General features: G+C 61.8%; 10 protein-coding genes. 4 read left to right on the forward strand and 6 right to left on the reverse strand.

Annotated features, from left to right (window positions below; genetic code table 11):
- Both VJR68_RS12820 and VJR68_RS12825 read left to right on the forward strand, forming a co-directional pair.
- A partial coding sequence (locus VJR68_RS12820) for an alpha/beta fold hydrolase (RefSeq protein ID WP_324148171.1) occupies positions 1-779 on the forward strand: 779 nt, incomplete at its 5' end.
- Positions 780-785: 6 nt separating this feature from the next.
- On the forward strand, positions 786-1,205 hold the full coding sequence (locus VJR68_RS12825; protein ID WP_324148173.1) for a GFA family protein: 420 nt from the start codon (positions 786-788) through the stop codon (positions 1,203-1,205).
- A 121-nt stretch (positions 1,206-1,326) separates the two neighbouring features.
- Here the strand turns inward: VJR68_RS12825 and VJR68_RS12830 are convergent, their stop codons facing one another.
- The 6 genes from VJR68_RS12830 to ttcA all read right to left on the reverse strand — a co-directional run bounded on the left by VJR68_RS12830 (position 1,327) and on the right by ttcA (position 8,251).
- Positions 1,327-2,175, reverse strand: coding sequence for an SDR family oxidoreductase (locus tag VJR68_RS12830; protein WP_324148174.1), 849 nt, complete (start codon positions 2,173-2,175; stop codon positions 1,327-1,329).
- An 89-nt stretch (positions 2,176-2,264) separates the two neighbouring features.
- Entirely contained in the window at positions 2,265-3,860 is a 1,596-nt protein-coding gene (gene treF / locus VJR68_RS12835) for an alpha,alpha-trehalase TreF (protein WP_324148176.1), read from the reverse strand.
- 155 nt (positions 3,861-4,015) lie between these two features.
- Positions 4,016-4,783, reverse strand: a complete 768-nt coding sequence (locus VJR68_RS12840; RefSeq protein WP_414647780.1) for a M48 family metallopeptidase — start codon at positions 4,781-4,783, stop codon at positions 4,016-4,018.
- Positions 4,784-5,079: 296 nt separating this feature from the next.
- Positions 5,080-5,991 (reverse strand): recombination-associated protein RdgC, encoded by a 912-nt coding sequence (locus VJR68_RS12845; protein WP_324148178.1) that lies wholly within the window; start codon positions 5,989-5,991, stop codon positions 5,080-5,082.
- A 111-nt stretch (positions 5,992-6,102) separates the two neighbouring features.
- Positions 6,103-7,302 carry an amino acid aminotransferase gene (locus tag VJR68_RS12850; protein ID WP_324148180.1) on the reverse strand — a complete coding sequence of 400 codons (1,200 nt, stop codon included), beginning with the start codon at positions 7,300-7,302 and terminating at the stop codon, positions 6,103-6,105.
- A 61-nt stretch (positions 7,303-7,363) separates the two neighbouring features.
- The gene (ttcA, locus tag VJR68_RS12855) at positions 7,364-8,251 is read right to left on the reverse strand and encodes a tRNA 2-thiocytidine(32) synthetase TtcA (RefSeq protein WP_414647782.1); all 888 of its coding nucleotides are present in this window, start codon (positions 8,249-8,251) and stop codon (positions 7,364-7,366) included.
- A gap of 290 nt (positions 8,252-8,541) precedes the next feature.
- Between ttcA and VJR68_RS12860 the strand changes: the two genes are divergently transcribed.
- Together VJR68_RS12860 and VJR68_RS12865 are read left to right on the forward strand one after the other, a co-directional pair.
- Positions 8,542-8,748: a YdcH family protein gene (locus tag VJR68_RS12860; protein WP_324148184.1), complete on the forward strand. Its 207-nt coding sequence runs from the start codon at positions 8,542-8,544 to the stop codon at positions 8,746-8,748.
- The coding region (locus tag VJR68_RS12865; protein WP_324148186.1) for a GNAT family N-acetyltransferase at positions 8,748-9,151 on the forward strand (404 nt) is incomplete at its 3' end. The genes VJR68_RS12860 and VJR68_RS12865, both read left to right, overlap by 1 nt.

Consider the following 9,151-nt stretch of genomic DNA (forward strand, 5'->3'; position numbering starts at 1 on the left):
ACTGGGTGTACTACGAAGGCGGCCAGGGCCCGACCATCGTGCTGTTGCACGGCTTTGCGGCGAGCAAGGAAGTGTGGCTACCGGTGGCGCCGCTGCTTACCGCGCATTTCCACGTAGTGATTCCAGATCTTCCCGGCTGGGGCGAGTCCTCGCGCAATGCCGGCGCCAGCTACAACATCGACAACCAGGCCGCGCGCTTGAATGACTTCATCCAGACACTGCATCTGCAGCATGCGCTGATCGTGGGTCACTCGATGGGCGGCGCGATTGCCGGCGTGTATGCCGCCGAGCATCCGCAAGATGTCGCGGAATTGGCGCTGATCGATTCGTTCGGCCTGAAGTTCAAGGAAAACGAATTCGCCAAAGAGGCAACGAGCGGCAAGAACGTCTTCGACTACGACGATCGCGCCGGCTTCCTGCGCGCGAACGCATGGGCGTTCGAACAGGTACCGCACATCCCAGGCCGCTTCATCGACGTCTTCGTGCAGGAAAACATCAAGAACCGCGCATTCATCGACAACACCTTCAACGAATTGCGCGAGAACTCGCAGGTGCTGTCATTGCAGACGCGACTGGACAAACTCACCATGCCGGTGCTCGGCATGTGGTGCCATGACGACAAGATCATCGATATTTCCGCGCTCGAGAGCCTGCGCACCGGCCTTACGCATACGCCATCGATCAGCACCAGCATCTTGAACGGCTGCAATCACATGCCGCAGATGGAAAAGCCGCAGGCGTTTGCGCAGGTGTTGACGAATTTCATGCTGGCGCATTGAGAACGCATGGACGCCGTGCAAACCTTCGATGGTTCCTGTCATTGCGGAGCGGTGCAATTCCGCGTCGTGGCGACGGTAACGGAAATCACCACGTGCGACTGCTCGCTGTGCAAGATGCGCCATGCGCTGATGCTCAAGGTACCCGAGCAGGCGTTGACGCTGACACAGAGCGAGAATGCACTCACGCTCTATCAATGGAATACGCGGCGCGCGAAGCATTATTTCTGCAAGCATTGCGGCATTTACGTGTTTCATCGCAAACGCGCTGCACCTGATCACTACGGCGTCAATGTGTTTTGTTTGAAAGGTTTCGATCCGAACGTGGTGCCGGTGCGTGCTACCGAAGGTGCCTCGATGACGGTTGAAGAGGCTGCAGCCCGGCCGGAATGGCCGGGGCCGCGTGACGGCCTGCGCGACCCGTCATGATGAATGGGCGTAGGTTGGGTTAGCGCAGCGTAACCCAACGAATGACTCCGGCAATGTTGGGTTACGCTGCGCTAACCCAACCTGCAGTCACCCGCGAGCCGACATGCATGGCAACCCACGATCAGCCGCCTGTGGCAAATCCCGGATAGAGCGTCATACCACCGTCGACGAACAACGTGGTGCCCACCACGTAATCGGAAAGATCGGATGCCAGCCAAACGGCAGCGCGCGCGATATCTTCCGGTTCGCCGATGCGCCCGTAAGGCACCAATGTCATCAGGCTTTTGTAGGCGTCGGGCGTGTTCCACGCCGAGGTGTTGATCGGCGTGCGAATGGCGCCGGGTGCGATGGCGTTGACGCGAATGCGATGCGGCGCCATCTCCTGCGCCAGGCTTTCCATCAACAGCTTGATGCCGCCTTTGGAGGTGGCGTAGTTGGCATGACCCGCCCACGCAATCTCCTGGTGCACCGAACTCATGCAGATGATTTTTCCTGCCGCACAGGAAACCTCGGGCATCACACCACGGCGCAGAAATTCGCGAATGGCTTCCCGCGCGCACAGGAACTGGCCGGTAAGGTTGACGTTGAGCACAGTGTGCCACTGCTCCAGCGTCATCGCCGGGAAAGAGGAATCGCGTTGCAGTCCGGCGTTGTTGACGAGAATGTCGAGCGTGCCGAAACGCGCGATCACCTCGCGAAACATCCTGGCGACTTGTTCTTCGACAGACACGTCGGCCCGGTACGCCACTGCATTCACACCATGCGTACGGATGGCGGCAACGACCTCATCCGCTGCCTGATCGCCGCTGACGTAGTTGACCACCACGTCAGCGCCGGCTTCACCCAGGGCGATCGCCACTGCGCGGCCGATGCCGGAATTGGCGCCGGTCACCAGCGCTTTCTGGCCCTTCAAGGTTTTGGGTATCAATAACGGCGGCGCGGTGGAATATGTGACTGGCGTGGTGTTCATGCTGGCCATCCTCGTCGTTGCCAAGGGCCAAGCCTGTCGTCAGTGCCGTAGATCCGGCGTGAGCGGCATGACGATGCGATGTGTCGACGCTACGCCGTGGCTGCCGCGCATGCTTCGTTGGCCGGATGATCCGGCTTTTCGTGCAGCAGCAGGCGCGTGACGCCGTTGGTCCAGCCGAAGCCATCCTGCAGAGGATATTCGCCACCGCCGCCACCCACCGCCCCGCCCGGCGGCACCATCAACACGTATTTTTCGACCAGCTTGCTTTCGCGCTCGTACAAGCTGCCCACGGTTTGCAGCCAGCGGTGCGCAATCTCTTCGGCCAACTCATGCATGCCGTAACGACGCAGGCCGCAAATGGCCAACCGCTGCAGCGGCGCCCAGCCGTTGGGCTTGTCCCATTGCTGCCCTGTCTTGAAAGCGGTGGCGCCCAGGCCGCCTTCTTCCATCAGGTGCGTGCGCAACGCTTCGGCCACGTGCACGGCTTGGTCGTGACTGGCGAGCCCGACGTACAACGGCACGCTGGCCGCCGCATTGATCGCATCGCGCGGTGCACGGCGCTGCCAATCGTAGTCGAGAAAGCAGCCAGCGGCTTCGTTCCACAACACGCGGTGGATCGCTTCGCGGCGACGTTGCGCCCGCAGCTCGAAAGCATCCGCCTGCTTGTGTTGCCCATCGGCACGGCTGAGCTCGGCGATCTGCCATTCCAGGTAGTACAGGAACGCATTGAGATCGACCGGCAGGATGGCGGTGGTGCGAATGGTTTCCAGCTTGCCTTCGTCACACCAGCGCGAACTGAAATCCCAACCCGATGCGGCACCAGCGCGCAGGTTGCGATAGACCTCCGTGCTGGGGCGCGTACTGCGGCGTGCGGTGAGTACGTCTTCCAGGTGCGATTCTTCGCGCGGCGTATCGCGATCGTCCCAGTAACGATTAAGCACGCTGCCATCGTCCAGTTTTACGCAATGACGGTGCGCATCATTCGGCCGCAATGCTTCGGCGCCATCCATCCAGAAATCGTATTCCTTGCACAACTGCGGCAGCCAGGCGACCGCCTCGTCCACGCCGTGCTGTTCGAACAAACCCACCATCAAGGCGAATACCGGCGGCTGCGAACGGCTCAGGTAATAGGTTCGGTTGCCATTGGGAATGTGGCCGTAGGCGTCGATGAGATACGCGAAGTTGCTCGCCATGCAATGCAACAGGTCGTGGCGCCCGCTTTCCGCCAGCCCAAGCATGGTGAAGTAGGAGTCCCAGTAATACAGCTCGCTGAAGCGACCACCCGGCACGACGTAGCAATTGGGCAACGGCAATAACGACGACTTCGGCGGATGCAGATCCGGGCGACGCGTCAGCACATCCCACAGGCTGTCGATGTGCTCGCACAAGGGTTGCCCGGGCACAGAAACATAATGGCTGCCGTGCACGACGGGCGCATCGAAATGCGCATGCACGAACGTGGCGAGATCAAAATCCGAATGACCACGTTGCTCTCGATACAATGCAAGAATGCGTTCCGGCTCACCCTTCGGCGCGCAGTCGACGAAAGTTTTGCTGTCGGCAAACACACGATGCATTTGCACGTCGACGAACAATTCCTGATAACGGTCCGCAGGCGTCAGCGTGTCTGCAGGTGCCACACCTGCAGGCTTGATGCGCGGGCTTGCGAGAGACTGCTTGTTCATCACCGGACTTTGCGTCGATGGGGCATCCGCCATGCAGGGCGAATCGCCGTCCAAAGACAAAACGCTACGAACATGCCCGTGGAGTGCGAGTGAAGTCGGGACGATTCAAATCAACCGAAATGCGAGCGCTTTAACGCGTCGCATGTAGCATGGCGTCAGTCGGCGACGTCGGCGATCAGGCGATCCAGTTCCGCTTTCAACAACGCGCCGTTCTGGCGCAACCAATCACGCTGTTCGCGCCAGTCCGGAAAAATCGCTTCCACGTGCGCCCAGAAGCGCGGCGAGTGGTTGCGCACTTTCAGATGGCACAACTCGTGCGCAAGCACGTAGCGCAAGGCGGCGGGAGGCGCGAGCGCAAGGGCGAGATCGAGATTGATGCGATCGCGCGTATCCAGGCTGCCCCACAGGCTCTTCATCGGGCGAATGCGCAAGGCCGTCGGCGCCAGTCCCAATTGCGGTACGTAGCCGGCCAGCCAGCGCGAGACGTCGCGGCGAATCTGCGTTTCGAAATACGAGGCAAGCAAGCCACGCGCAACAGGTAGCGCACGGCTATGCGGACGCGGGATTTCCAGCGTGATGCCACCATCGTGAGCGACCACGCGCGGGTAGGCGCCTTCGGCCCAATCCAACATGGTGGTTTCGCCACGGAATGGAAATTCGATCGGCGTTCCGACGCGCAACGGCGGCAACGGATCGATCACGAGGTTGAGTTCGCCGAGCTTCTTCTCCAGCCAGTCGGCGTTGTGGCGCAGGAATGCATTCACTTGCGAGGGATGCGTGCCCTGCGGGTAGGTGATGCGCGCACCCTTCGTCGACACCGTCAGGCGCAGTCGCCGCGCCCGCGGATGCGATGCTTTGAGCACACGAATGGTATTGCCGCTGGGGGTTGCCAGCTCCAGCCAGTCACCGTCGAGATACGCCATGATTTAAGCCTTTCCGAACTGCTCCCAGGCCGAAGGGGAGGGTCTGGGCACAGGCAGAATGTGGGGTGCCGGGGCTGCGCGCAAGGCCTTTTTTGCCCCGGCCGCGGGAAGCCCGGTCTGGCGCGCGTCTCAGGGGGCGTGGGACGGCTTTTGCCCCCCTCTCCCATTGCGGAGACCTGGCGTGACATCTGGCTGTCATGAGGCCGCGCAGGTTGGGGTGCGAACCCCAACATGGCCATGCCGATCAGGATGGTGATGTTGGGGTTCGCACCCCAACCTGCGTCCGGTGTAAGGCTTTACTCGGGCCGCGGCAAGCCGAACCACTCTTCCAACTTGCCCAGCAAGCGCTCAAGTTCCAGCGTCAGCAACGCAAAGCGCGCATCCATTTCCGCGGCGGCATCCTGCTGGCTGTCACCCAGTTCATCCACCACTGCATCGAGAAACTTCAGCTTGCGCACCACCAGGTCTTCGCCAAGCACGAAGCTGATGCGCTCGTCGAACACCAGGCCAAGCTGAAACACCTGCTTGCCATTGCGCAGGTGCTCTTTCACTTCTTCCGCATCGAGATCCTGGCGGCGGCAACGCGCAATCGCACCAGTAGCCGTCGCCGGATCGCGCAGTTCGCATTCGTCGCCCAGCGCGAGGCTGCCAGGCAGATTGCCGGTGGCGAGCCAATCGGTCATCAGCACGCGCGGGCTTTCTTCGGGCGCAAGCGGCACGGCGGGGAAACTGCCGAGGGCCTCGCGCACTTGCGTCAGCGCGTTTTCCGCGCTCTTGCGGCTAGAGGTATCGAGCACCAGCCAACCGTGCTTGCGATCGACATAAGCGGACATGCGCGAGCTGCGCACGAAGGCGCGCGGCAAGAGTTCGGTAAGCAAATCTTCCTTGAGGCGCTTACGCTCGCGGCCGCCGACCTTGCGGCCTTCTTCTTCGGCGATCTTTTGCACCTTGCGCTGCAGTTCGTCGTTCACCACCGCGGATGGCAGCAGCTTTTCTTCGCTGCCCACGGTGACGAGCGTGCAGGCGTTCACCACGTGCGTCATCGGCGCTTCGTCGCCACGCCCAACCGGCGGCACGAAGCCGCGCGTACCCATTTCCAGCGGACCACAGGGGCGCAGGCGATGATCGTTCAGCGCTTCATCGAGGCGGGTCAGGTCTTCGGCAATGGAAGGGGAAAAGCGGAACAGCGTGAGGTTGCGGAAAAACATGCTTTAGTCCGGTCACGAATGTCCGTCGTCCCGGCGCAAGCCGGGACCCAGCGCCGTGGAGGCGAATAAGTCACTGGGCCCCGGCCTTCGCCGGGGCGACGATGAGGGTGATTAGCGAATAACAGCGGCGACGGCAGCAACCACATTATCCAGATTGTTGCGATTCAACGCCGCCACGCAGATACGACCAGTGCCGATCGCGTAGATCGCATGCTCTTCGCGCAAGCGATCCACTTGCGCCTTGCTGAGCCCCGAGTACGAGAACATGCCAGCCTGCTGCTGGATGAAGCCGAACTGCGGTGCGCCGTTCGCCGCAAGCTTCTCCACCATGCCGGCACGCATCGCATGGATGCGCTCGCGCATTTCGGTAAGTTCCTGCTCCCACACTGCACGCAGCTCGGCGCTGTTGAGCACGCCAGCCACCAATGCGCCGCCGTGCGTGGACGGGCTGGAGTAGATGGAACGGATGATGCGCTTGACCAGCGACTGCACCCGCAGCGCTTCGTCACGCGTCGCGCCCACCACCGACAACGCACCCACGCGCTCGCCATAGAGCGAGAACGACTTGGAATACGAGTTCGCCACCACGAACGAATCGATGCCCGATTCGGCAAACAGGCGTACCGCTGCGGCGTCTGCATCGATGCCTTTGTCGAAGCCCTGATAGGCCATGTCGATGAAGGGCATCAGCTTGCGATCCTTCACCAACGCCACGACCTGCTTCCACTGCTCGACCGACAGATCCACGCCGGTAGGGTTGTGGCAGCAAGCGTGCAGCAGCACGACGGTGCCCGGCTCCAGCTTGTTCAGATCCGCCAGCATGCCGGCGAAATCCAGGCCGTTGGTGGCGGCGTCGTAGTAGGCGTAATCGACCACGTCAAAACCGGCGGCGTTGAACACCACGCGATGGTTTTCCCAGCTGGGGCTGCTGATCGCCACCTTGGCCTTGGGCAATGCCTTCTTCAGCAGTTCCGCGCCCACGCGCAGCGCACCGCTGCCGCCGATGGTCTGCGAGGTCGCCACGCGTCCAGCAGCCAGCAGCGGCGATTCCGGACCGAACACCAGTTTCTGCGTGGCCTGCGTGTAGGCGGGCAAGCCGTCGATCGGCAGATAGCCGCGCGGCAGCGATTCCTTCGCCAGTGCTTCTTCCACCTGGCGCACGGCGCGCAGCACCGGAATGCGGCCGGTTTCGTCGTAATAGATGCCCACGCCCAGATTGACTTTGCCGGGACGCGAATCGGCCACGAAGGCTTCGGTAAGGCCCAGGATCGGATCGCCTGGGGTCATTTCTACGGATGCGAAATGGGACACGGGTCTACTCGACTACAAAAATGAGGGAAGAGATATGGACGTCCAGACGTCCGCCTTGTACTTAGTGGTTCTCGCCTTCGGTTCCCGCCAGCCAGCCATGCGCATCGGCGCGTTTGGCGCCATCGCGCGAGCCCAGCGAAGCGAAATCGAACAGTTTGCGATCCGCCAATTGCGAGGGCGCCACGTTGCCCAGTGCGCGAAACATGGTTTCGCTGCGTCCAGGAAACTGACGCTCCCAATCCTGCAACATGCGGCCGACCGCCTTGCGCTGCAAATTCTCCTGCGAACCGCAGAGATTACAGGGAATGATCGGAAACTGCTTGTGTTCGGCGTATTCGGCAATATCGCTTTCTTTGCAGTACGCCAGCGGACGGATCACCACATGACGGCCATCATCCGAGCGCAGCTTCGGCGGCATCGCCTTCAGGCTGGCCTGGTGGAATAAATTAAGAAAGAAGGTGGCGAGCATGTCGTCGCGATGATGGCCCAGCGCGATCTTGGTGATACCACTCGAAGCCGCCCAGCTGTACAGCGCACCGCGACGCAGGCGCGAGCACAGGCTGCACATGGTCTTGCCTTCCGGAATCACGCGGGTGACCGTGCTGTAGGTGTCCTGCTCAATGATGTGGAACGGCACGCCGCGCTCGGTGAGGTATTGCGGCAGCACGTGTTCAGGGAAGCCCGGCTGCTTTTGATCCAGGTTCACCGCGATCAGCTCGAAGCGCACCGGCGCCTTGGCCTGCAGTGACAGCAGCACGTCGAGCATGGTGTAGGAGTCTTTGCCGCCGGACAGGCACACCATCACCTTGTCGCCGTCTTCGATCATGTTGAAGTCGGCGATGGCCTGGCCAACCTGATGACGCAAGCGTTTGGCCAGCTTGGCGGCCTCGTGGGCACGCTTGCGGGCGAGATCGGGAAGAGCCTCGGGATGGGCAGACATGGGCGGCATCGGGATACGGCGGGCAGACGCCTATTGTACCTAGGAGCCTGTCGGACTTGAGTTGGCCGGGCTGCAAATCCGCCTGCGCGGTCCATCTTTCCGTCGATTCTTGACCCATAGAACCGCTATGGGCCGGCGAACCGCCGAAAATCTGTCCTCGCGCAGTCGCATTTGACCAGCTCCGCTGTTGTAAAGCGCCTCGCCTCGACCACTCAAGTCCGACAGGCTCCTAGCCCGCCGGCCATATCCGGGCGCGCTACAATTGCAGCTTCTTTCGCCGCCGCCCGTGCAACGCTGCCATGCAGGTCCAGGATCCCGCCCAAATCGCCCATTTGCTGGCCGAATTGCGCCAGGAACATCGCGACCTGGACGTGGCGATCCAGCAGATGTCCAACTCGATCGGCTGCGATGAACTGCAGATCACCCGCATGAAGAAGCGCAAGCTGTTGTTGAAAGACGCGATTGCGCGCCTGGAAAGCAAACTCATCCCGGATCTGGACGCCTGATGACGCTCACCCCGACGACACTCCAGGACGAGCACGTCCTGCTGGAACCCCTCGCCCTGCATCACGCGCCCGACCTCGAAACGGCGGCTGCGGACGGTGAGCTGTGGAACCTCTGGTTCACCAGCGCGCCGGCGCCAGGCGAGGCCAAGGCGTATATCGAAAAGGCGCTCGCCGGCCTGGCCGCAAACGCCATGCTGCCGTTTGCGGTGCGCGAGAAGACCAGCGGCCAGATCGTCGGCACCACGCGCTTCTACGACTTCGCACCGGAACTGCCGCGCATCGCCATCGGCTACACGTGGTATGCGAAGCGCTGGCAGAAGAGTCATGTCAACACCGCCTGCAAGCGTCTGTTGCTCAAGTACGGCTTCGAAGCGCTCGGCTGCGTGGCGGTGGAATTCCATAC

This window comes from Dyella sp., assembly GCF_035277725.1.
GTDB lineage: Bacteria > Pseudomonadota > Gammaproteobacteria > Xanthomonadales > Rhodanobacteraceae > Dyella_B.

Bases quoted from the DNA above. Each gene is read 5' to 3' on its own strand.
- VJR68_RS12845 (WP_324148178.1), bottom strand. From the start codon at position 5,991: ATGTTTTTCCGCAACCTCACGCTGTTCCGCTTTTCCCCTTCCATTGCC.
- VJR68_RS12860 (WP_324148184.1), top strand. From the start codon at position 8,542: ATGCAGGTCCAGGATCCCGCCCAAATCGCCCATTTGCTGGCCGAATTG.
- VJR68_RS12825 (WP_324148173.1), top strand. From the start codon at position 786: ATGGACGCCGTGCAAACCTTCGATGGTTCCTGTCATTGCGGAGCGGTG.
- treF (WP_324148176.1), bottom strand. From the start codon at position 3,860: ATGAACAAGCAGTCTCTCGCAAGCCCGCGCATCAAGCCTGCAGGTGTG.
- ttcA (WP_414647782.1), bottom strand. From the start codon at position 8,251: ATGCCGCCCATGTCTGCCCATCCCGAGGCTCTTCCCGATCTCGCCCGC.
- VJR68_RS12840 (WP_414647780.1), bottom strand. From the start codon at position 4,783: ATGGCGTATCTCGACGGTGACTGGCTGGAGCTGGCAACCCCCAGCGGC.
- VJR68_RS12830 (WP_324148174.1), bottom strand. From the start codon at position 2,175: ATGAACACCACGCCAGTCACATATTCCACCGCGCCGCCGTTATTGATA.